This window comes from Microvirga arabica (genome assembly GCF_016811235.1).
In the GTDB taxonomy this organism is placed as follows: Bacteria; Pseudomonadota; Alphaproteobacteria; order Rhizobiales; family Beijerinckiaceae; genus Microvirga; species Microvirga arabica.
On sequence record NZ_JAFBID010000006.1, the window covers coordinates 63,996 to 86,250 of the forward strand.

The window sequence follows — 22,255 nt, forward strand, 5'->3', positions numbered from 1 at the left end:
CCTCATGGAAATCTGGGTTCTCTTCGGCGTCTTCACGCTGCTGCTTCTGATTGGCACGCCCGTCGCATTCTGCCTCGGCATCGCCTCCCTGGCGACCGTCCTTTACATGGGGCTTCCTCCTGTCGTTGTGTTCCAGCAGGTCAATTCCGGCATGAACGCCTTCGCCATGATGGCGATCCCGTTCTTCATCTATGCCGGCGACCTCATGATGCGGGGCGGCATCGCCGACCGACTCATTCGCCTCGCTGCCGGCTTCGTCGGACATCTGCGCGGCGGCCTGGGTCAGGTGAACATCGTGGCCTCCACCCTGTTCGGCGGCATCTCGGGATCGGCCGTGGCCGATGCCTCGGCTATCGGCGGCATCATGATCCCGCAGATGGAGAGGCGGGGCTATGCACGCGACTACAGCGTCAATGTCACCGTAAGCTCGGCGATCATCGCGCTTCTGATCCCGCCTTCGCACAACATGATCATCTACTCGATCGCGGCAGGTGGAACGATTTCGGTCGCGGACCTGTTCACGGCCGGCACCGTTCCGGGATTCCTCCTCGCCGTCGCCTTGATGATCACGGCATATATTATCGCCCTGCGCCGCGGGTACCCGGCAGATCCGTTCCCCGGATTTCGGCTGCTGGCCTATTTCTTCGTTTCGGCCGTGCCGGGCCTCCTGCTCATCTTCATCATCTTCGGCGGCGTTCGGTCGGGCGTGTTCACGGCGGCGGAGAGTTCGTGCATCGCGGTTGTCTATGCCCTGCTCATTACTCTCCTCGTCTATCGCGAGCTGAACTGGCAGGGCTTCGTCGAGGCGACCCTTGGGGCGGTGCGCACCACGGCCATGGTCCTGCTGGTCATCGGCGCGGCCAGCGCCTTCGGCTGGCTCATGGCCTTCCTGCAGGTGCCGCAGGCGACGATCTCCCTCATGAAGGCACTGTCCGACAATCCCATCGTCGTCCTTCTCCTGATCAACGTCATCCTGCTGGTGCTCGGCACCTTCATGGACATGGCGCCGCTGATCATCATCTGCACGCCGATCTTCCTGCCCGTGATCAAGGCGTTCGGCATCGACCCGGTCCATTTCGGCGTGATCCTGATCCTCAACGCCGGTATCGGCCTCAACACGCCGCCAGTGGGCTCCGTCCTCTTCGTCGGTTGCGCGGTCGGCAAGATCTCCATCGGCGAGGCCATGAAGACCATCTGGCCGTTCCTGGGCGCAAGCGTCCTGGTGCTGCTCCTCGTCACCTACATTCCCGGGCTGTCGCTCTGGCTGCCGGCCCTGTTCCGCTGATCCAGCTACTGAAAGAGGCAATGATGACCATCGAAATCCGGCAGGTATGCCATCCCGAGGCCGTGCGCCACTTCAGTGCCGCCGAGCTGCGCCGCCACTTCCTGATCGAGACGCTCTTCGTTCCGGGTGAAGTGAAGCTGACCTACAGCCATATCGATCGCCTCGTGGTCGGCGGCGCGACCCCGACCTCTGGGGCCATCAAGCTGGAATCGCACAAGCAGATCGGCTCTCCCAACTTCCTCGACCGGCGCGAACTCGGCGTCGTGAACCTCGGTGGTGCGGGCCGCGTCCATACGGACAGGGCCGTTCACGATCTCGCGCCCCGCGATGCTCTCTACATCGCCATGGGCACCAAGGACGTCCGCTTTGAGAGCCTGGATGCCGCGACCCCGGCCAAGTTCTATCTCGTCAGCACCCCGGCGCATGCGCGCTTCGAGACGGTGAAGATCGGCCTCGACCGCGCCCGCCGCGTGGATCTCGGCGACGCGGCGAACGGCAATGTCCGCACCATCTTCCAGATGATTCATCCGGAGGTCTGCCGTTCGGCTCAGCTCGTCCTCGGCATGACGCAGCTCAAGCCCGGCAGCATGTGGAACACCATGCCGGCTCACGTCCACGACCGCCGCTCCGAGGTCTATGTCTATTTCGACATGCAGCCCGACACCCGCGTGTTCCACTTCATGGGCGAGCCTGACGAGACCAAGCATCTTGTGGTGTCGAACGAGCAGGCCATCCTCTCGCCGGGCTGGTCGATCCATTCCGGCGTCGGGACCAGCAACTACACCTTCGTGTGGGCCATGGGCGGCGACAACCAGGACTTCACCGACATGGACATGGTGCCCATGGACGCCCTGCGCTGAGGAGGATGGCGATGACGTTCTCCTTCGATCTGGCGGGCAAGACCGCTCTCGTGACCGGGGCCAACACGGGCCTCGGTCAGGGCATCGCGGTGGCGCTGGCTCAAGCCGGCGCCTCCATTGTGGCGGTCGGTCGCTCGAGCATGGACGAGACGGAGCGCCTGTGCCGCGAAGCGGGCGCCGCGTTCCACAGCGTGCAGGCGGATCTGTCCTCCCTGGAGCCCATCGAGCGCATCGTTGCGGAGGCCGTCACACTGACCGGCCGGATTGGTATTCTGGTCAACAACGCCGGCATCATCCGTCGGGCCGACGCCATCGACTTCACGGAGAAGGATTGGGACGACGTGATGAACGTCAACCTCAAGTCGACCTTCTTCCTGTCCCAGGCCGTGGCGCGCACGATGATAGCCGATGAGCAAGGCGGCAAGATCATCAACATCGCGTCGCTCCTGTCCTTCCAAGGCGGGATTCGGATTCCCTCCTACACGGCGAGCAAGAGCGGGCTTGCCGGACTCACGCGGCTGCTGGCCTGCGAATGGGCGGCGAAGGGCATCAACGTCAACGCCATCGCGCCGGGCTACTTCGTCACCAACAATACCGAGGCTCTGCGCAGCGATCCGAAACGGAGCAGCGAAATTCTCGGGCGGATCCCGGCGGGACGCTGGGGTAATCCATCGGATCTCGGCGGCGCCGCGGTGTTCCTGGCCTCGCCTGCAGCAAACTACATCCACGGCATCGTCCTGCCCGTCGACGGCGGATGGCTTGCCCGATAATTCATTTGGAGACGATCATGACTCGCAAAGGTTTGGCCTTCGCTTTCGACCGTGACACCGCCTGGGAGGCGGCCGGCGAGGGCATCCGTCGCAAGGTGCTGACCTACGACACGGGCGTGATGATGGTGCGTGTGGCGTTTGAGGCGGGAGCCGTCGGCGTCCCCCATTCGCATCCGCACATCCAGTGCAGTCTGGTCGAGCAGGGCGTCTTCGACGTGACCATCGACGGCCGCACCGAGCGGCTGAGGCAGGGAGACAGCTTCCTTGTCCCGCCGAATGCCGTGCATGGCGCGGTTGCCATAGAAGCCGGCGTTCTCCTCGATGTCTTCACCCCGATGCGAGAGGATTTCGTCGCAGCGGGCGCCTGAGGAAGGGCATTCTCACGGCCTTCCGGATAGTTCGGAAAGCCAACCCAACCCGTCCTCGGTGCGCCCGCGTGGCTTGTACTCGGCACCGATCCAGCCCTGGTATCCTAGGCTGTCGAGGGTTTGGAAAATCTCCCGGTAGTTCACCTCGCCCTCGTCAGGCTCGGCGCGGCTCGGCACTGCGGCAATCTGCACATGGCCGATGAGGTCCAGGTGGGTCTTGATCCGCGTGATCAGATCGCCCTGCGTGATCTCCACGTGGTAGCAGTCGAACATGAGCCTGATGTTGCGACGCTCCGCCTGTCCGATGTTGGCAGCCGCCTGCTCCACGTGCTGGAGAAAGTATCCCGGCCTGTCGCGACGGTTCATCGGTTCGATCAGGATCGTCATGTCGGCCTCGCCGGCCCTGTCAGCCGCCATCTGCAGGTTGGCAATGAATGTGCGCTCGGCCGCCGCCCGATCATCGGGGGAGACAATCCCGGCAAGGCAATGGATCGCCGAGGCCCGGATCGTGCTACCGTAGGATAGCGCCTGAACAAGCGCATTCTGGAACTCGTTCTGCCGGCTTGGTAAGGCGGCCAATCCAAAATCGCCTGCAGGGGCATTGCCGACCGGCATGTTCAGGCCGAGCATGGTGAGCTTGTGGGCTGCCAGCGCCTCCCGCATGTCGAGGGCGGGTACGTGATAGGGCCAATGCATCTCGACCGCCTTGAAGCCGCAGGAGGCCGCAGCGGCGACCCGCTCGATCTCAGGGCGGTCGGAGAAGAGAAAACCGAGATTGGCCGAGAAACGGGGCATGGCTCTTTCTGCCAAGATCTTTAGGATCTCAGGCTAGTCACTCGACTTGCATTCGGGAAGCGGTATTTAGTTCGTATGGTCTCGTCGCGAAGCTACACCATTCGCCAGTGCTTGATGGCTTTCGGCGCCGCCCTCGTGCTGCCGGGCCTTGTCTTCGCGGCCATCCTGCTGTGGCGCTATGCGAGCGCGGAGCGCCATCACTATGAGGAGGAGACCCTCGGCACCGCCCAGCGCATCATGGCTTCGGTCGACCGCGAACTCGTCGGGATTCAAGCCGCCGCTCAGGCTCTTGCAACCTCCTCGACCCTGCTCGAAGGCAATTTCGAGGCGTTCCAGCGTCAGGCCCAGTTGACCCTCCAATCCTGGTCGCGGACAAAGCCGGACGACTATGCCATCGTGGTTCGCGACACCATGGGCCAGCAGGTTGCCAACACGCGCCTGCCCTGGGGCTCGCCTCTGCCGAAGGGGGCCAACCTCCCGATCGACCAGCAGGTGATCGCAACCAAGCGTCCCGTGGTCCAGGACATCTTCACCGGCGCAACGGCCGGGCGGTCGATCATCAGCGTCAGGGTTCCTGTTCTCAGGGACGATACGGTCACCCACGTCCTGTCCATGGCCGTCGAACCCCGGCGGCTTGCGGATGTTCTGCAGGCCGAGGGCCTTCCTGGCCAATGGGTTGCCACAATCATCGACAGGGCGGACCGCGTGGTGGCCCGTTCCCGCCGGCACGAGGCGTTTGTTGGAACGCCTGCCCCTGACGAGTTCCTCCAGGCAGCGCGCGATACCGACGGCATCTGGGAAGGACGCAATCTCGAGGGAACCGAAGTTCTCGGAGCCTATGCCCGTTCCGAGCTGTCAAACTGGACGACCTTCGTGGGTGTTCCCGCCGAGATCGTCCAAGCCCCCCTGCACCGCTCCCTCTGGACCATGTTCGGGCTTGGGATCAGTTTGCTCGTGCTCTCCTTCCTCCTTGCCCGCGGGTTCGGCAAGCGCATCGCCGAGCCTGTCCAGGGATTGGCCGGCCTGGCGCAGCGCCTCGGCCGCGGCGAGCCGATTGCCGTGGGATCGACAGGACTGATGGAGATCGACCGGGTCGGCGAGGCCCTGGCAGGCGCTTCGGCAGAGTTGCGCAGCAGGGAGGCTGCGCTGGCTCAGAGCGAGGCCCGCCTGCGCGCCACCCAGAACAATGCCGCGGTGGGCATCGCCGAGGTGGACCGGGAAGGGCGGTTCATTTCGGTCAACGAGGCACGCTGCAGGCTGACCGGCCACTCTCTTGAAGAGCTGATCGGCCTGCACTTCGGCCACGCGGCCGATTCCTCGACGCTCGAACAGGATCTAGACCTGTTCAGGCGGCAGGTGGCGGGGGAACTCGATGCCTATACGACCGACAGCAAGTTCCGCCGCAAGAACGGCATGGGCGGCTGGGCCCGTGTGACCAGCACGGCAGTCCGGGATGCCGGCGGAGAGTTTCTCTATGCGGTGCGGGTGGTCGAGGACATCACGGAACGCCGCGAGGCCGACCGGCGCCAGAGGCTCCTGATCGACGAACTGAATCACCGGGTGAAGAACACGCTTGCAACCGTTCAGTCGTTGGCCTGGCAGGCGGCTCGTCCGGGCGTGCCACCTGAGGTGGCGCAGCAGCGTTTTCAGGAGCGCCTGCTGGCACTCTCTCGCACACACAACCTCCTCAATGAGACGCACTGGGAAGGAGCATCCTTCAGGACAATCCTGGAAACTGAGCTCCAGCCTTACGCAACGGCTCCCTCGCGCATCCGGCTCCATGGGCCGGAGGTGCAGCTTTCCCCGAAAACGGCGGTCGTGCTGGGCATGGCCATTCACGAACTTGCCACCAACGCCGTCAAGCACGGGGCCCTGTCTCAGGCAGCCGGTCAGGTGCAGGTGGATTGGACAATGGGTGAAGCGAGAGGTGAGGTCGTTCTTGCCATCGAATGGTACGAGAGGGGCGGCCCCCTGCTTGAAGGTCAGCCGAATTCCGGATTTGGCTCGCGTCTGCTGCGGCAGACGATCATTCAGGAACTCGCAGGCGAACTGGACGTCAGGTTCGAGCGTGAAGGAATGTGCTGCAGGATTGCTGTTCCGGTCGGATCAGCCAGTCAGCAGGCGGCCTGAGCACAGAGGTGCAGGCCGCCCGCCTTCGTCAATGCTCGAAGGCTACTGCCGCGGCGTGTTCGCCGGGACGTTGCCGGGTGTGTTCACGGTCTGCGGAGGCGGATTGGTATTGCCTGCGGAACCTGCGCGGCTGGCATCCGTACTGTAGCGGAACTCGGGTGCGTTCTGCAGGTCGGCCTTGGTCATTTTCACCATGGCGCGAGCAGGAGTATTGGGGTCGCTTCCGGAAGCCGCCGTGCCGGCTCCGGCAGTCGTTCCTCCTGTTCCCGCACCGCCCAGGGTTCCGGCCGCTCCGGGGGAGCCGGTGGTGCCTGCGGCTGTGCTGCCGGTGGTGGCCGGCTGGCCCGCTCCACCGGTTGCGGTGCTCGGCACGGTCGTGTCGGCCGTGTTCGTGCCACGCTGACCCGCACTGGCGGAGGCCTGAACCTCCTGGTCCGACATCCACTGCACCTGATCGAACGGAATGGCCACGTCCTTCCGGCCAATGCCCAGGAAACCGCCAACTCCCACGACGAGACCGTGGATCTTGCCTTGGCGGTCCACCAGAACCTCGTCGATGTCGCCGATCTTCTGGTTATCTGCCCCATAAACGTCGATGCCCATCAGCTGCGAGCCGCGCATCAGGTCAGCGGGCATCTGAGTCATGACTTGGCCGGGTCCGGCGGGCTGAGTGGGCGCCGTCGTCTGGGCCAGGGCCGATCCGGTCAACAATGCGGTTGCGGCAAGGCCTGCCGTAAGCTGCATCCTCAGCATCTATTCCTCCTTTGAGCAGGGCGTCTTGCGACGCTCACAAGAGGAACGGATGAGGGCGGACAAGGTTCTGACAGAATCCAGGACCTGTTGCGCCTTCAGAACTCCTTTGGCAGCACCACCGAGAACTCCTGATCGTTCTCATCGACAAAATAGAGGTCCGTGCTGAAGCCCTGATCGTCAATGAAATGCAGGACACGTGACGGCTCATGGAGAGGATAAGGAACGAGGAGAGTCACCAGGTTGTGCTGTCGGGCAGCGGGTACTTCGGCGGCAAGATGCCATTGCAGCGGAAGGCCCTCGATCTCCGCCGGATCGACATCCAGAAAGCCTTGATGCTGCCGGAGAACGGGCTTGCCCGCGCTGCTGAAGACGAAGTGGCCGTAGAGGCCTGCCTGCTTGCCAGTCACCCGGAAGGTCTGGCCACCGATCTCCATTCTGTTCTCGGTGTGGAACAGGAACGTGATCGGCTCCGGCTCGGCGAGCGAGACCCGGTCGACGATCACAAAGTAGCGTTCACGCACGAAATGCACGTCGCGTTGTGCCAGCCTCACTCCGGGATTGAGGGACCGGTAGGCGGCGGTGGCGTCCCCGCTCATGAAGATGCTCGTGGCATCCTGCTTCACGGCGAGAAGTTTGCCTGAGGCTGCTTTGCCCAGGGCCTTGTCGCGCTCCGCGTACTGGCCTTTGCCGCCGATCAGGATGGCATTCTTTGAGCGCGTCTGACGGCGCCACAGGCGGTGCATAGAGGAATTAAACGCCACATAATAGCCGCCCTGGATGGCCAGGTCCTCGCCAAAGGCGCGCAACAGGAACGCATTCTGGTCACCATGGCTATGGCTCAGGGAGCCATAGGGACTGCTCTTGAACACAAACTGGATGTGACGTGCCGGATCGCTCATGTCTTTCTGAAGCGCAACCCAGCCGACATCGTGGAAGACATGCAGCAGCGCGAGATCCGTTGGTGGTTTAGCCTCGACTGCTATGAGGTCATGGGCGTATTGCAGATCCTCGAAGGCGAAGTCCCACCAGCCGTAATTGTAAAACAGATCTTCGGTGCCTGGATCGTCGCGCCTTACCTGCTCGAAATACCACTGGTAATGCCCGTTGCCCGTTGCTCCAGCGAACTGGCGCATGTTGTAGCCGGTCTTGAGGCTTGGCGGATCACCCATGGTGGAATCATCGCCGAAGCAGGTGCGGCGCACCCCTGGCGCCTTGGTGTAGAGGGGGAAGTTGCCGGTGGCCTGGAAAAAGGGTCGTTGGAGAACGTCAACTCCGTAGTAGTTGCGGATGAGACCGGCGGCTTCCAGCAGATAAGCCATGCCGGTGGTCCAGTAATGCGGCCCTTCCGCCCAGCCGCCATCCTTGGCGCCCCACGGCGAGTAGATGCTGAACAGATACTCGACCGTGTAATCGAGCCAGTCGCGAACCTCCTTATCTTCATCGTCCAGCAGAGCGATGCAGCAGGGCGTCAGCACGGCCGACAGGGCCCGCACCGCGTGACTGTCATAAGGAAAGATGTGGATGCGGGCATGGCCGATGACATGATCGGCGATTTCCCGGGTCCTCGCGAGGAGGGCCGCCCGGACGATCGTCCGCTCCTGCGCATCAAGACAACCATAAAGCCAATCGTAACCCCAGGCGAGGGCGCTCGCCACGCGAAAGGCAGCCTCGTCGTTGTAGGCACGCGATGTCGGGCCGAGCACATCCCAATCGGCGACAGCGAGAAGCCATTCCTTCGCCCGCACGAGAAGTTCCTCATCTTCCAGCAGGCGACCAGCGATCGCCAAGTGCCGTATGGCGTAGATCACCTCCTGGCAATCGATGTACATCTGCCGCCACAGGGAGGCGACCCGTTTGTTGTTGGGATAGGGGGCGGGCTCGGCGATGATCGGCCTGTCGATCCATGTCTTGACGGATCGTTCGTAGAAATTCCGGAAGCCGCAATGGTCCGGATTATCCTTCAGAGCCGCGGCGAAGGCGCGGGCCTTATCCTGATTCAGCCAGAGCCGCGGATGGGACAGAAGGGCGGCCTTGGCCCGGGCCATGCCGGACGGGAGCGGCACCGGATCCAAGCCTGTTGGCACAGTGAAGCAGCGGCTCTCGCTCCAGGCGCTCGCAGGAGCGCTCTCGTCGGGATCCCAAACGGCATAAGCCCATGAATATTCGCCCGGAGCATAGGCGTGATCCGGCGTGAAAAAGTTTCTCGGCAGGTTCTCGTAGATGAAGAGGGGCTTGCCGTTCACGCTGCCGCCCTCTGTTACTTTCAGAACGTAGTGTGATCCCTCGTCCAGAGTCGGAAGCCATACGAACCGCGGCGGATTCTCATAGACCTCTTCGGCATCCGGCGTGTACTTCACCGTCAGCGTACCGGCCTTCGGCTGGTCGAGGATGGTCTGCTTGACGGCGGAATGCGGGGAGACGCTGGTCGACATGGGGGCGGATCCAATGGTGGGGAGCCGCCAGCCCGGAGGCTGGCGGCAGACGTTCAGCGATATTGACGGTCGTAGGCTTTCTGCATGACGGCGAGAACCTGATCCAGGCCGAGCTTCTTCAGCTGGGCGTTGTAGGTCTCCCAGTCCTTGTCCACATCTCGTGAGCCCAGGATCCAGGCCTGCATCTGCTCGATCATGAAGGTCTGTATATTGGGCATGTGGCGGTCAAAGACCTGGCGCTCGTCCGTTGTCATGCTCACGCCGAGGAACTCGTCGATGAGATAATTGCCTTTCTCGTAGAGCTCGATGCCCTTGAGTGCGTTCTCGTCGGTCCATTGGCGCTCGTACTCATAATCCTGCCAGAAGCCGATCGGGATCTGCGCGCCGATGTCCCACATCTGAGCATTCACGGGCGCCTTGGCGCTCAGGATCTCCGGCTTGTAGCGCGGCTTTCCGTCAACCATGTCATAGTGCTGTCCCTCGACGCCGAAGTTCGAGAGAACACGGCCTTGCGGCGTGAAGTAGAAATCGAAGAGTTTGACCGTCTCAACTGGATGCTTGTTGGCGATGGTAATCGCCCAGCCATCCGGCCGCATACGCGAGCGGCGGTTCTCGTTGATGCGCTTGCCCGAGGCGCTGGCCGGCGGGGCAATTGCCAGGAACTTCATGCCCGGCACCTTGTCCTTGAGGCTTGTGTTATAGCTGGCGGTCGAGGCAAACCAGTCATAGGTCATGCCGCCTTGGTTGGCGCCGAGAAGCGCCTCGCGGGCGCGAGCGCGGCGGGTATAGACCTCCTTGTCGATGAGGCCCTCCGCATACCATTTGGCGATGTTGCGGATGCCGGTCCGATAATTGTCGCCCGTATAGGGATGCCTGACCTTGCCGCTGTCGATGTAAAAGTCGTGCGCGGCGTCAGAGCCGCTGGAGCGGCCGTCCCAGAGAACCACAAGGCGTGGGAGTTCCGAGTCGGGCTCGCGGATGAAAAGCGGCACCTCGTCCTTCTGACCGTTCCCGTTCGGATCGCGCTCGCGGAAGGCCTTCAGCACCGCGTAGAGCTCATCCACGGTTTGCGGCGGCTGAAGACCGAGCTTCTCCAGCCAATCGTAGCGGATGAACCAGCCGCGGGCGAACTTGCCGTCGGGCACGTAAGGAATCCAGTAGATGTTGCCGTCTGGTGCCGTGATGGCTTTGCGCACCGTCTCGTTCTCGGCAAGGAAACGCTTCAAGTTCGGGGCGTGCTGGTCGATCAGCTTGTTGAGGGGCTGAAATGCTCCCTCCATCCCGTAGCGCACGAAATCGTGGCGGAGCTCATTGCCCGCAACGATGTCCGGCAGGTTGCCGGAGGCCATCAGGAGGTTGAACGCCTCCCGGCTGAGGGTGGTGGCCTTCGACGCGACGTTCTTCAGCTTGATGCCAGTGAGCCGGTTCAATTCCTTGGCCACGGGCCAGTCGTCATTCCACACGTACTTGTCGCGAAAGTGCATGTGGATCGTCAGTTCGAGCGGTTTGTCGGTGATTTTAGTCGTCTTGGCGTCCTGAGCCGCAGCGGGCGCTCCTGCCAGCAAGGCCGACAGCAGCGCGGCCGTCATCATCCTTTTCATCGTAGTCCTCCAATAGCGTTTCCCTTGGGGTTCGCCGACCCGGCGCGGCGCTCCCTCGTCATTCTTTGACTCCGCCGAGTGTGATGCCTTTGTTGAAGTATTTCTGGACATATGGAAAAACGATCACGATGGGCAGGATCGACACGACCATGATGGCCGCCGTGATCGTCTCGAATGAGTATTCCGTCGACATGAGCCCGCTGGCGAAGCTGTCGTCGCTGCGCATGTCGACGATCGTCCGCTTCAGGTAGACCTGAAGGGGAACCTTCTCCTCGCTGCGCAGAAGCACCATGGCCCAGAAATAGCCGTTCCAGCGGGAGACGAGGCACAGGAGCGCAACCGTCATGATCGCCGGCTTGGCGAGCGGAATGAAGATCTTCCACAGCAGCTGGAAATCGCTGGCACCGTCGATCCGGGCGGCCTCCTCGAACGAGGCCGGCACGGACTCGAAGTAGTTGCGCAGGAGGATCACGCTGAAGGCATTGCAGGCGAATGCCAGGACGATGCCGATCCGAGCGTCGAGCAGCCCGAGATCGCGGATGTTGAGGAAGAACGGGATGAGGCCCGCATGGAACCACATGGTGAAGGCCACCAGGAAGCCGATGATGCGGCGCCCCCTGAGCCGCGCCCGCGACAGCGCGAAGGCGCCCGGCACCATGATGAGGAGGCTCGTGAGCGTGCCGAAGAAAGCATAGAAGAGCGTATTGCCATAAGCGATCCAGAACTTCTGGTCCGCCAGCACATACTCGTAGGCCGCGAGCGTGACGTCCACCGGCCAGAGCGTGACCTGGCCTGACGTGACCGCAAAGCCGGAACTCAGGGATGCCGACAGAATGTAGACGAAGGGATACAGGGTGCTGAGCACGAACAGCAGGAGGAGAGCCGTGTTGGCGAAGCCGAAGATCCTGTCTCCCCGGGTATAGAGATTGAAGGGCTCATGTGAGGTGTCGGAAGTGAGCGCACGAGCAGACATGCTGAAACCTCACCAGACCGAGTGCTGGCTGTAGCGACGGCTCAGCCAATTGGCGCCCACCACGAGGACGAGTGCCACGACCGCGTTGAAGAGATCCGCCGCCGTGCCGAGCGCATATTGGTTGTTCTGGAGGCCCGCACGGTAGATGAAGGTTGAGATCACATCGGCCGTCTCGAAGGTGGCGGGCTGGTAGAGCAGGATGATGTACTCGAAATTGACTTCGATGAGCTGGCCGACGCGGATGATCAGCATGATCATGATCACCGGGAGGAGCGACGGCAGCGTGATGTAGCGGATCATCTGCAAGCGCGAAGCACCGTCCATGCGGGCGGATTCGTAGAGTGCCGGATTGATGCCGGCGATGGCCGCCAGGTAGACGATGGAGTCGAAGCCGGCCTCCTTCCAGATGTTGGAGCCGATGAAGATCGGGCGGAAGTATTCCGGAATCGTGAGGAAATAGATCTTCTCAAAGCCGAGGCGGTCCAGGATGATGTTCACAATGCCGGTCGTGGGCGACAGGAAGCTCACCACGAGACCGGCGATGATCACCACCGAGATGAAATGCGGCAGGTAGGTGATGGTCTGAGCGATCCTGCGAAATCCTTGATGGTGAATTTCATTGAACATCAGGGCCAAAATGATCGGAATCGGAAAAGCGAAAACGAGCGAGTATAAGCTGATGAGGAGCGTGTTCTTGACCGCCCGCAGGAAGTACTCGTTGCTGAAGAGAGCTACGAAATTGTCGAAGCCGACCCACGGGCTCCCCTCGATCCCACGGAAGAGGCTGTACTGCTTGAAGGCGATCTGAAGCCCGTACATCGGGGTGTAGAGGAAAACCACAAACCAGATGATCATGGGGGCGAGCAGCACATAGAGCTGCCAGTCCCGGCGCATGTCGCTGAGCAGAGTGCGAACCGCCTTTCGGATGCCGGATCCTTGATGGGTCGAGCGAAGGGCCGGCGGCGCGGCAAGCTCAGGCGTGGCGATGACGCCATCCATGACCCTCACGGATCCGCCGCCGCTCTCCCTGTCGAGTGCCGCGTCTGCCATCCTGGCCTCCTCCCTTCGCCTCCGCTTGTGTTCTTGGCTTATGCGGAGAGTCTGTACCGTGGGCGTTCCCGGTTGATCGCTTCGAAGAGCGCCCAGAATTCCGGGTTCTCCCCAAGCTCCCAAACTTTGGTCTCGATGCTGCCGAGATGGGCTCGCATGGCCTCCTCGGCTTTCGCCGGTTCCTTGTCGGCAATTGCCGACGTGATCGACCGATGCTGGGCCAGAACCCGATCCGTGGCACGGATGTTCAGGCGCTGCTTGAGACTCCGGATCCGGTCGATCTCGATCTTCGCAGTCTCAAGGAGCTGAATGATCCCTGGCAATTTGGCGGCTTGGATAAGCAGGGAGTGAAACTCCTCGTCGAGGTGCCTGAAGGCTGTGTAATCCTCGGCCGCTATGGCCTCCTCCTGCCGGGCGAGGCAGGCTTTCAGGTTGCAGACGTCCTCGAGACTCCGCTCCGCAGCGGCGCGCTTGGCTGCGCCGCTCTCGAGTTGCAGGCGGACGAAGCACCCTTCCAGGAAACGATCAAGATTGATGGGCGCCACATAGGTCCTGCTTTTCGGGACAACCGTGACGAGCCCTTCCTCGGACAACCGGATGATCGCCTCGCGCACGGGCGTCTTGCTGACCTCCAGGCACGCGGCCACGTCTTTCTCTGACAGGGTCTGCCAGGGAAGCAGAACGGTTTCGAGGATGAGGTTCCTCAAGGCCCTGTGAATCTGCACGACGAGCGGACCGCTCCCAGCCAGGAGACTGGGTTGAAGGACGTTCGTGAGCGGTTTTTCCAAGGGCAGTGCCATGACAGAGATATCACGTTGTACTTCTAAGATATCAGTTGACGAGGCCCTGGCAAGAGCCAATTGATGGCAAAAGAGTTCACAAGCGCATTGCCTGCAGGGAGGCCGCCATGTCGTCAGAGTTCCAGTTTGCCGGAAAGACCGTCCTGATCACCGGCGGGGCATCCGGGATCGGTGCCGCCACCACCCGGGCGTTCGCCTCGAATGGAGCGAAGGTGGCTTTCACCTATGTGACGAGCACCGAGGAAGCCGGAACCTTAGAGCGCAACTTCAACGGTTCGGAGCGCCAGGTCATGGGCATCAAAGCCGACATGACCGATCCCGTCAGCGTTGCCGATGCGTTCGGGAAGGCCGAGGAGGCGTTTGGACCGGTCGATATTCTGTTTGCCAATGCTGGCGGCCTGCTCAAGCGCAGCCGCTGTGTCGATACGTCTCTGGAGCTCTGGCAGGAGGCGATTGCCGTCAACCTGACAAGCACGTTTCTCGCCTGCCAACTGGCACTGCGCAGCATGGAGCCGCGGAAATCCGGGACTCTCGTGCTGATGTCCTCGCTCGCCGCGTTCGACGGCGGTGGGCCCGGCGCCTCCCATTACGCGGCGACCAAGGGCGCGGTTGCGACTTATATCAGGGCACTGGCGAAGGAGGTCGGCCCGCTGGGGATCCGCGTGAACGGCGTAGCGCCAGGCCTTATCGGCACGCGCTTCCACGATGTGTTCAGCACGCCCGAGGGACGCAAGGCGACGGTTGAGCGAACCCCTCTCCGCCGGGAGGGGACTCCGGAGGATGTGGCCGAAGCCGTGCTCTTCCTGGCATCAGAACGCGCCTCTTATCTGTCCGGAGAAATCCTCCAGATCAACGGCGGCCTCGGCATGATCTGACGAAGGGCGCGCCTCGCCCTCTCGCATCACGCGCAGGTGTCACTGGCTGCCGTGAAAAAGCAGCGTCAGGTCTCCGCCGAGTCCGCTTGAGGCGAGGGGACGTTTCGATTCCAGCACCGCCTCGATCCTGGGCGAGGGGAAGCGGCTCTGGTAAATTTCAAGCCAAGCGATGCGGTTGGGCGGCACGGTGCCGTTATCGGGGAAAGACTCCTGCTTCGTGCCCGTGGCCTTCTCGAAGAAGGACGGATCGTCAAGGGATGCCACCACCCGGTCTGCCAGCCGCTTCAAGGCACCCTTGTTGTCCGCATAAAGGTCGACACCCCGGCTGCGCGCCAGTTCCGCAGTCGCAACGAGCGGTTCCGCCGCGTAGATATGATAGTCACGGGCACGCTTGCCTCGGCTGATTTCGAGAGGCAATGTGCCTTCCGGGGTGATCTGCGAAAGGCCGATGCGGGCGCTCTCAATACCCCATTCGGCCAAGCGCTTGTCATCGGCGGCGATGCCGGCCGCAGTGGCGGCAAGGCCTGCCCAGTAGCGGTGGTTGTTCCGCCCTGAGACCTCGTTGTTTTGATCCATGAAGTTGACCACTTGGTGGCCGAGTGCCTTGAGCCAGGCTTCAATCCGCTTTTTCTTGTCCTGCTGCAAGTCTGGAGAATTCCGGATCTGGAGATACGCCAGCGCGAAACCGCCGAGCGTCTGGCCCAGATTGAACAGGGCTTGCTTCGAGCGCATGTCGGTCATTGCGTTGGCCGATGCCCAATGCTCTAGCCAATTGAGCGCACAAGCGGCTGCCGTCGGATTTCTCGGGTTTGAGCGCACATAATCGTTGGCGATTTGCACCAGCCCTTTGGCGTAAGCCCGAAGTGGCACCACAGCCTTCAGATAGCTCTCGTTGGCGGTTTCATCGATCGTCGCGCGGGAGCTATCGGCCTGCTTGTACTTGCTCTGCGTCTCAAGAGTGATCACGGGCGTTCCAGGCACCTCGCATTTATATTCCGGCTCCGCCTGCCCCTTGTCTTTGCCGGGAGCCGGCACGAGGTACCCTGCCCCTTGCGCATGACCCGGGGCTGCCTGCAAAAGGGCGAGAAGAACCGCAGTGAGTCGGACACCGCACAAGACCCGATCGCCGGAACCGAGAGGCATATCCTGCTCCTGTTGCACCTGCCTTGGAAAATGTGACGCCGTTAGCAGCCAGCTTCCAGGCGGATTTTGACCTGCCATTCAGAGATTAAGGGGAACTAGGGCCTGCAGAGCCCATGAGAAGCAGTCCTAGCGGTTGTTGCCATATGGTGTGGCCGCTCCCATCTCTCCGATGAATGGACATCGCGCTACCCCATCCAAACCCCCTTGAAGCCGCCGCAATGCTCGCCGCGGACGGCAGCGCGCGACGCGTGGGTGTCGAGGTGGAGTTTCTCGGTCCCAGCGTCAGTGCGGCGGCTGCCGCCCTTGCCCGGGATTTGGGCGGGGTTGTCGAGCCCGAGGATCCTCACGCCGTCAAGGTGCGCGGCACCCGCTTGGGCAATCTCTCGATCGAATTGGATCTCCGTCATATCCATCCCGCTCGCCACCCGGACCTGGATGTCGGGCTTGGTCGCCGCGGCGCTGCATTCCTGGGAACCCTCGTCTCGCCCTTTGTCCCGCGGGAGCTGATCACCGCACCCATCCCTGCGGCTCAGCTTGGCGATGTGGACAAGGCTCTTGCAAGCGTTCGGTCCGTGGGCGCCCGGGGCCGTGGCGTCATCTTCCAGAACTCACTCAGCCTGCACTTCAACATCGATCCGCCGAGCCTCGACGTGCGGACACTCACGGCCTTCCTGAAAGGATTTCTTCTGGTCAGCGACGATCTCAGACGGCAGACGGCTCGGGGCAGCCTGAGGCTCGCGCTTGCACTCCCACCCGATTACCCTGAGAGCTACAAGGAACGCGTCCTTGCTCGGGATTATTGGCCTGGTCTGCCGGACCTCACCGCCGATTATCTGGCGGCCAATCCGACCCGCCAGCGTGCCCTCGACCTCCTGCCGGTGCTTGCCCATCTGAACGAGGCCCAGGTGCGCCAAGCGCTTCCGCGGGAGAAGATCGGTCCGCGGCCCGTGTTCCATTACCGGCTTCCGCACGCCTATCTCAGCGATCCGGATTGGAGCATCCTCCCGGATTGGTATGGCTGGCTCAAGGTAGAGCGCATCGCTGCCGAACTTGTTCGAGGCGAGGACAATCCAAGGGAGTTCGTCTGACCCGGCGAACATGACTTTCAGACGAGCTGGAACATGAGTTGTTTTGGATCAAGCCGCTCGGAGACAGCAGGCCGGAGCAGTAGATCTCCACGGGATGCGGGCTAATGCTTGCGGGCTTGCACCAGGTAAACCGGCACCGTTGTCTCTCCGAGAGCCTTGCAGGCTTCCAGGCGATGCAAGCCCTCGACCAGGACAAAACGCTTGCCGTCCGGCCGCACGAGGATAGGCGCCTCCTGCCCTTTGGCCAGCATGCTCTCGGCAAGGGCCTCAACCTTCTGCGGATCAAGTGTTTGCCGCCGTTGGACAGGCACATAGACATCTTGGATGGCAACCATCTGCTTCTTCATCATCTGTGCTGCTCCTGTTCCAAGTCTCGTGTCCATGGGTGCTTATCCTGACCATGTTCCGGGCAGGGAATGTCATCGAAGCAAGCAATTCGGCGTAACAGTTGCGCGGTGGCTTCGATGAGGGACGAAGTCCACACGACGTTGTCCCTTTAGCTTCGTGCCTGCGAGACCGGTGTTCCTCCTGGCTTGGTCGCAATCCAGATCGTGTGTCTTGCGCCACCGCGTGCTCCATTGGCGCGTGCACCGACCTCGTCAACGCCAAACCCCACATTACGCAGGCGCCGGGTGAAGGCAGGGTTCGGTGCCGATGACCACACGGCCAGGACGCCACCAGGTGTGAGCGCCGCTCGGGCAGAGCTGAGCCCCGGCAGGTCGTAGAGGCTGTCATTGGACTTGCGGGTCAGGCCTTCGGGGCCGTTGTCGACGTCGAGAAGGATCGCATCGTAAGCAGACCGGCTCGATCTTATCAGGCGCCCGACATCTCCCTCATAAATGCCGACACGCGGATCTATGAGGCTGTCGCCGAAGACTTCGGCCATGGGACCGCGCGCCCATGCCACAACGGCGGGCAGCAGCTCAGCCACTGTGACCTGGGCTTCAGAGCCGAGTTCGGCGAGCGCGGCGCGCAACGTAAAGCCCATCCCCAGTCCACCGATGAGAATCTTCGGCCGCTCGCGATCCTGAAGTCTCAGGCAAGACAGTCTGGCCAGTGCCTCCTCTGAGCCGCTCAGGCGGCTGTTCATCAGCTCGTTGCTGCCCAGCATGATGGAGAATTCGGCACCACGCTTTTTGAGACGCAGATCGCCTCCATCACCAGGGATTTTTGCCGTGTCGATTAACACCCAAGGGATCATGAATAGCCGGTGCCTGCAAGTTCGTCGGTGGGATCATCTCAGTCCCGAGGCGCCTTGTCGAGCAGATGATCGAAGTCGGCTAGGACGCGGTCGATGAGCTTGCGGCGACGCAGATCGCTTGCATCCAGGCTCTGCGCAAAGAGGCCGAGGAGGTAGCGTGCCTTCTCGACCGCCTCATGCCAATCGCTGGCGGGTGCGGCGGCCAGCAGGTCTTCGAGTTCCGCCTGTCTCGTTCGCAGAGCCTCCTGGTCGGCTTCGACCTCGGACCGGAGACGTCGAAGGTCGGTTGCCTTCTGGGCCGCCATGCCGCGGTGAGCATCGAGATTGGTCGGTTGATCACCCATTGCCTGTTCCTCCATATCCGCTGCCTGGGTATCCCTGAGTGTGTCGACTGCTTATGCACGCTCGATCAGCAGGCGGGCCAGCGTCTTGGCCAAGCGCTCATTCTGTCCAACGGGCTCGGGCATTACATCGTGCCATTCATGTGCGCGAAGCGACCAGCCGATGTCCGAGAGACTGCCAAGCGGCTCATGCGGCCAAGCAGGCTCGCCAGTCGATGTCAGAATCATGAACTGTCGTGAGGCCTTCATGCCCACACGGGTGACGTACAGAACTTCTTCGTTCCGCCGAAGCAGCGCAATCGGATCGTAGATCTGAGATTCTTGAAAGAAGGCGTCCCCGCTGGTCAAATCTCGGATGCCCGGGCTGCGATCTCGCTTTCGCGCACGGCGCGCTCGCCGAAGCCGGACGATTTGATCCGGTACGAGACTTCACCGGTCTGGTCGGCCGGCATGAGGCGGGTCACCTCGTAGATGCCGCTCGCACTTGCACGCTTGTCCGAAATCCGCGGGTGGATGATCCGGACCAATTGATGAATCTGATACTTATGGGACATTCGTTCCTCGTGGAATTCAGTTGCCGTTGGGCAGGGCAGCGTAGGTCGCTGCTAAAAGGTGTCTGCCGGTCAAACGAAAAAGCCGCTCCGGAGGGAGCGGCTTCAAGGCTCAGCGGCGCAGGTGTGTAGCCTGCACCCATCATCAGCGATTAAGCCATCTCGATGTTGTTGACGGCGCTCTTGCCGGAGCGGCGGTCTTCAGCGGTGTCGAAGGAGACCTTTTGGCCCTCAACGAGGCCGCGCATTCCGGCGCGCTCCAGAGCAGTCGCGTGAACGAACACGTCCTTGCTGCCATCGTTCGGCTGAATGAAGCCGAAGCCCTTCATGTCATTGTAGAATTTTACTGTGCCCATAATCATTGGGGTAACCTTTCGCGATTGTTGCAGATGCACGTGAGCGGCGCCACGCAAAAGCGTGGTTTCAACCCGGTTCGTCGATGTGATGGTAAGAAAGTCCGAACGTGCGCCTGGAAGAACCAAAAGCGAAACGACCCGATTGTCCGGCCAAAATCCGATAAGAACTATATAGATCTTTTCCTGATCATTAGCAAGCGCTTATAATTATTTAATTTATCTACGCGGATGGCAGCAGAACTCGACGTAGGAGAGAGGCGAAAATGTATTGGGCAAAGATTGCAACTGCCAGATATTATTGATCCCGTCCATGGCATGCTCTTCATGCGCCTCGAGGAGGGCTATCCAGCCTCCCGGTTGCCGCTCGGCCCTGCTGGCAGTCAAGCTCTTCAGGAATGGCATGCTCAGCGTATAGCAGGGCCTTCCGCGCGGGATGTGCACCACGCACCCGGAGATCATCAATCCAGATCTTCTTGGCCTCATTCAAAGCTGATCGGGCCATGAGGCTCGTGATGGATTAAGGGTTAAGCCTCACGTCGTGACGCAATGATCCGCCGAGCCCAAGTTCACAACGAAGCGCCTGCCTTGCCAAGCGAGGCAGGCTCCTTCTCTGCAAAACTTCACGTGCTTGCTCATTCCGGGAGAGCCATGGCGGCATGATCCTTTAGCTGGATCGGCTGGTCACGCGCCAACAACGGTTTTCATATTGGGCCGATACACGGTTGGAGCATGGCCCTCTACGTTACGGAAGCCTTTTGAGATCGACCCTGAGCTGTCCTTCAAGTCATGGTATTTGCGCCATGCATACCTTGCTTGGGGCTCGGCTAAGCCTATAAGAGTCTCACTCCTCTCTATGTCGTTCGACAAAGCCGGAAAGCTGGCTTACGAAATGGAGCGGTGTCAGAGTACCATATAAAGCTTCAAGGGACCCCAATGGCATTGGTCAAGACGTCCGAACTCGCGGGCAAGGGCAACTCACGTCCAGCCGGCGATGAAGCTGCCAATTCCAGCATGCCGCCTCCCTCTGTAAGGGGAGCGGCGTCCCAACGCCGGAACCTGGAGCGTGTCAGAGCCAGGCAACAGAAAGCTGCCGAACGCATCGGTGCTGCAACGGAGGAACTGGCGAGCGGCGTGGCCGAGGCTTCGTCGGCGGCCGAGGAGCTCCGGCGCTCCATGGAGCAGATCGCCAGCGGAGCCGAGGAAGCTGCCGGCGCCTCCCAGCAGTCGCTCTCGGCCATCGTGAGCCTCAGTGCCTCGTTTTCCGAGGCGCGCGCCCATGCTGAGGCGACGCGCACCAAAACCGCGGACCTTCAGAGCCTTCTCACCGAAACGGGAGCCCAGATCGGCACGTCCGTCACAGCCGTAGAGGCTAATGCGTCGCGCCAGCGGGTGATGGTCGACATCGTCTCGCTCCTCGAACAACAGGCAGCCGAGATCGGTGAGATCACCCGTGTGGTCGGAGACATTTCCGATCAGACCAATCTTCTGGCGCTGAATGCAGCCATCGAGGCGGCGCGGGCCGGAGAGAGTGGGCGCGGTTTTGCGGTCGTGGCCGACGAGGTGCGGGCTCTCGCCGGCGCTTCGGAGAAAAGCGCACAGGATGTCCAGACCCTCGCAGAAGGCATCGTCAGCGAGGTTCGTTCCGTTGCGGAACGGATCAGGGCGGCAGCCGAAACGGCATCGGGAGAGGCCCAGATCGGCCGTGCCGTGGTGACGGCCTTGGACAAGATTCGAACCGATGTGTCCCTTCTGACCGAGGGGAGCCAGGCCATCCTTGTGGCAGCTGTCGAAGCCGAAGCTGCCATCCGCGAGGCGCAGCGCGGGGCCGAGCAAGTGGCGAGTGCCGCCGAGGAGCAGGCCGCCGCCGCCGCCGAGGCTCAGCGGGCCGTCCAGCAGCAGAGTGCATCGCTCGATCAGAGCCAGCAGACCGCGCAGGCATTGGCTGCTCTCGCGGACGATCTTCAGGAGGGCGCGGCCGGTGCTGCCAGTGCCGAGCAGGTCGGTTCTGCCGCTGAGGAGTTGTCTGCGGCCATTCAGGAACTCTCCGGGGCTTCCGGCGAGATCATGACGGCTGTCGATCAGATCAGCCGAGGCGCCCAGATGCAGGCTGCGGCCACGCAGCAGGCCAATGTGGCGATGGAGCAGATCGAGCGCGCGACCGCCGCATCGCAGGATGCGGCGAGCACCGCCATCAAACGGATCGAGACTCTTGCAGCCGATCTTCAGGATAATCGCACCACGACCATGAGGCTGGCCTCGGGCGTCGAGGAGGGCTTACGGGAGACGCAGGCCATGATCGGCCTCATGAGCGGCCTGGACGATTCCGGACGCCGCATCGAAAAGATCGTCGATGGCATCGCCCTCGTGGCCGTTCAGACCACCATGCTGGCCGTGAGCGGCTCCATCGAGGCCGCCCGAGCCGGCGAGGCCGGGCGTGGCTTCGCGATCGTCTCCGGCGACATCCGCAATCTGGCGCGGGATGCTTCCGAGAATGCCGACCGGATCAAGGATGTGGTTCGCCAGATCCGCGACCAGATCACCATCGTCAGGCGAGACCTAGAGCAGAGCGCTGCCATTGCCGCAGCCGAGGTTGCCAGGAACGCTCTGACGGCGGAGCGGCTGGGTGCGGTGGAGGCCGGCGTGCAGGCCATCCGTCAGGGAAGCGTCGCCATCCTGTCCGGCTCTGAGACGATTCTGACGGCAGTGCGCGAGGTCCGGCTCGGCACCCAACAGGTTGCCGCCGTGGCCGAGCAAGCCGGCAGTGCCGCCGCCCAGGCTGCCACCGCGGCGCGCCAGCAGGCGCGAGGAGCCGAGGATCTGGCAGCTGCAATTGAAGAGATCGCCTCTCTGGCCGACGAACTCCAGATGGCGGAGACTTGAAGC

Annotated in this window: 22 protein-coding genes; 8 read left to right on the forward strand and 14 right to left on the reverse strand. The window is 62.1% G+C overall.

Going from position 1 to position 22,255, the window contains the following annotated elements; translation table 11 throughout:
• The first annotated feature begins 4 nt into the window (after nt 1–4).
• Genes JQC81_RS04945 through JQC81_RS04960 form a run of 4 tightly spaced genes read left to right on the forward strand, consistent with a single transcriptional unit; the run spans nt 5 to nt 3,283 of the window.
• Entirely contained in the window at nt 5–1,285 is a 1,281-nt protein-coding gene (locus tag JQC81_RS04945) for a TRAP transporter large permease (protein ID WP_203270666.1), read from the forward strand.
• Between the two features lie 23 nt (nt 1,286–1,308).
• Complete coding sequence (gene kduI / locus JQC81_RS04950) at nt 1,309–2,145, forward strand: 5-dehydro-4-deoxy-D-glucuronate isomerase (RefSeq protein ID WP_203270668.1); 837 nt, start codon at nt 1,309–1,311, stop codon at nt 2,143–2,145.
• Between the two features lie 11 nt (nt 2,146–2,156).
• Complete coding sequence (gene kduD, locus JQC81_RS04955) at nt 2,157–2,915, forward strand: 2-dehydro-3-deoxy-D-gluconate 5-dehydrogenase KduD (RefSeq protein ID WP_203270670.1); 759 nt, start codon at nt 2,157–2,159, stop codon at nt 2,913–2,915.
• Between the two features lie 17 nt (nt 2,916–2,932).
• Entirely contained in the window at nt 2,933–3,283 is a 351-nt protein-coding gene (locus tag JQC81_RS04960; protein ID WP_203270672.1) for a cupin domain-containing protein, read from the forward strand.
• Nucleotides 3,284–3,295: 12 nt separating this feature from the next.
• Here JQC81_RS04960 and JQC81_RS04965 read toward each other — a convergent pair whose 3' ends face one another.
• Entirely contained in the window at nt 3,296–4,078 is a 783-nt protein-coding gene (locus JQC81_RS04965; protein WP_203270674.1) for a hydroxypyruvate isomerase family protein, read from the reverse strand.
• Nucleotides 4,079–4,192: 114 nt separating this feature from the next.
• Here JQC81_RS04965 and JQC81_RS04970 point away from each other — a divergent pair, with 114 nt between their 5' ends.
• Nucleotides 4,193–6,208, forward strand: a complete 2,016-nt coding sequence (locus JQC81_RS04970; protein WP_203270676.1) for a sensor histidine kinase — start codon at nt 4,193–4,195, stop codon at nt 6,206–6,208.
• A gap of 42 nt (nt 6,209–6,250) precedes the next feature.
• Here the strand turns inward: JQC81_RS04970 and JQC81_RS04975 are convergent, their stop codons facing one another.
• From JQC81_RS04975 to JQC81_RS05000, 6 genes are all read right to left on the reverse strand, one after another.
• A complete protein-coding gene (locus JQC81_RS04975) occupies nt 6,251–6,961 on the reverse strand; it encodes a PRC-barrel domain-containing protein (RefSeq protein WP_203270678.1) in 711 nt (236 codons plus the stop codon).
• A gap of 95 nt (nt 6,962–7,056) precedes the next feature.
• Nucleotides 7,057–9,393: a heparinase II/III domain-containing protein gene (locus JQC81_RS04980; protein ID WP_203270680.1), complete on the reverse strand. Its 2,337-nt coding sequence runs from the start codon at nt 9,391–9,393 to the stop codon at nt 7,057–7,059.
• 53 nt (nt 9,394–9,446) lie between these two features.
• A complete protein-coding gene (locus tag JQC81_RS04985; protein WP_246520243.1) occupies nt 9,447–10,994 on the reverse strand; it encodes an extracellular solute-binding protein in 1,548 nt (515 codons plus the stop codon).
• Between the two features lie 58 nt (nt 10,995–11,052).
• Entirely contained in the window at nt 11,053–11,967 is a 915-nt protein-coding gene (locus JQC81_RS04990; protein ID WP_203270682.1) for a carbohydrate ABC transporter permease, read from the reverse strand.
• A 9-nt stretch (nt 11,968–11,976) separates the two neighbouring features.
• On the reverse strand, nt 11,977–12,861 hold the full coding sequence (locus JQC81_RS04995; protein WP_312887478.1) for an ABC transporter permease: 885 nt from the start codon (nt 12,859–12,861) through the stop codon (nt 11,977–11,979).
• A gap of 194 nt (nt 12,862–13,055) precedes the next feature.
• On the reverse strand, nt 13,056–13,817 hold the full coding sequence (locus JQC81_RS05000; protein WP_203270684.1) for a GntR family transcriptional regulator: 762 nt from the start codon (nt 13,815–13,817) through the stop codon (nt 13,056–13,058).
• A gap of 107 nt (nt 13,818–13,924) precedes the next feature.
• Between JQC81_RS05000 and JQC81_RS05005 the strand changes: the two genes are divergently transcribed.
• Nucleotides 13,925–14,692 carry an SDR family NAD(P)-dependent oxidoreductase gene (locus JQC81_RS05005; RefSeq protein ID WP_203270687.1) on the forward strand — a complete coding sequence of 256 codons (768 nt, stop codon included), beginning with the start codon at nt 13,925–13,927 and terminating at the stop codon, nt 14,690–14,692.
• Between the two features lie 39 nt (nt 14,693–14,731).
• Here the strand turns inward: JQC81_RS05005 and JQC81_RS05010 are convergent, their stop codons facing one another.
• A complete protein-coding gene (locus tag JQC81_RS05010) occupies nt 14,732–15,835 on the reverse strand; it encodes an alginate lyase family protein (protein ID WP_203270689.1) in 1,104 nt (367 codons plus the stop codon).
• Between the two features lie 218 nt (nt 15,836–16,053).
• On the opposite strand from JQC81_RS05010, the gene JQC81_RS05015 reads away from it, so the two are divergent.
• Nucleotides 16,054–16,923 (forward strand): amidoligase family protein, encoded by an 870-nt coding sequence (locus JQC81_RS05015; RefSeq protein WP_203270691.1) that lies wholly within the window; start codon nt 16,054–16,056, stop codon nt 16,921–16,923.
• A gap of 101 nt (nt 16,924–17,024) precedes the next feature.
• Here JQC81_RS05015 and JQC81_RS05020 read toward each other — a convergent pair whose 3' ends face one another.
• The 6 genes from JQC81_RS05020 to JQC81_RS05045 form a co-directional block, all read right to left on the reverse strand.
• Nucleotides 17,025–17,273 (reverse strand): ParB N-terminal domain-containing protein, encoded by a 249-nt coding sequence (locus tag JQC81_RS05020; protein WP_196265392.1) that lies wholly within the window; start codon nt 17,271–17,273, stop codon nt 17,025–17,027.
• A 146-nt stretch (nt 17,274–17,419) separates the two neighbouring features.
• Nucleotides 17,420–18,124, reverse strand: coding sequence for a spermidine synthase family protein (locus JQC81_RS05025; protein WP_203270693.1), 705 nt, complete (start codon nt 18,122–18,124; stop codon nt 17,420–17,422).
• Nucleotides 18,125–18,162: 38 nt separating this feature from the next.
• Nucleotides 18,163–18,468, reverse strand: a complete 306-nt coding sequence (locus tag JQC81_RS05030) for a hypothetical protein (RefSeq protein WP_203270695.1) — start codon at nt 18,466–18,468, stop codon at nt 18,163–18,165.
• A 51-nt stretch (nt 18,469–18,519) separates the two neighbouring features.
• Complete coding sequence (locus JQC81_RS05035) at nt 18,520–18,693, reverse strand: hypothetical protein (RefSeq protein WP_203270697.1); 174 nt, start codon at nt 18,691–18,693, stop codon at nt 18,520–18,522.
• Nucleotides 18,694–18,809: 116 nt separating this feature from the next.
• Nucleotides 18,810–19,019 (reverse strand): hypothetical protein, encoded by a 210-nt coding sequence (locus JQC81_RS05040; protein ID WP_203270699.1) that lies wholly within the window; start codon nt 19,017–19,019, stop codon nt 18,810–18,812.
• 149 nt (nt 19,020–19,168) lie between these two features.
• Nucleotides 19,169–19,378: a cold-shock protein gene (locus tag JQC81_RS05045; protein ID WP_203270700.1), complete on the reverse strand. Its 210-nt coding sequence runs from the start codon at nt 19,376–19,378 to the stop codon at nt 19,169–19,171.
• 927 nt (nt 19,379–20,305) lie between these two features.
• Between JQC81_RS05045 and JQC81_RS05050 the strand changes: the two genes are divergently transcribed.
• Nucleotides 20,306–22,252, forward strand: coding sequence for a methyl-accepting chemotaxis protein (locus JQC81_RS05050; protein ID WP_203270702.1), 1,947 nt, complete (start codon nt 20,306–20,308; stop codon nt 22,250–22,252).
• Nucleotides 22,253–22,255 lie beyond the last annotated feature (3 nt).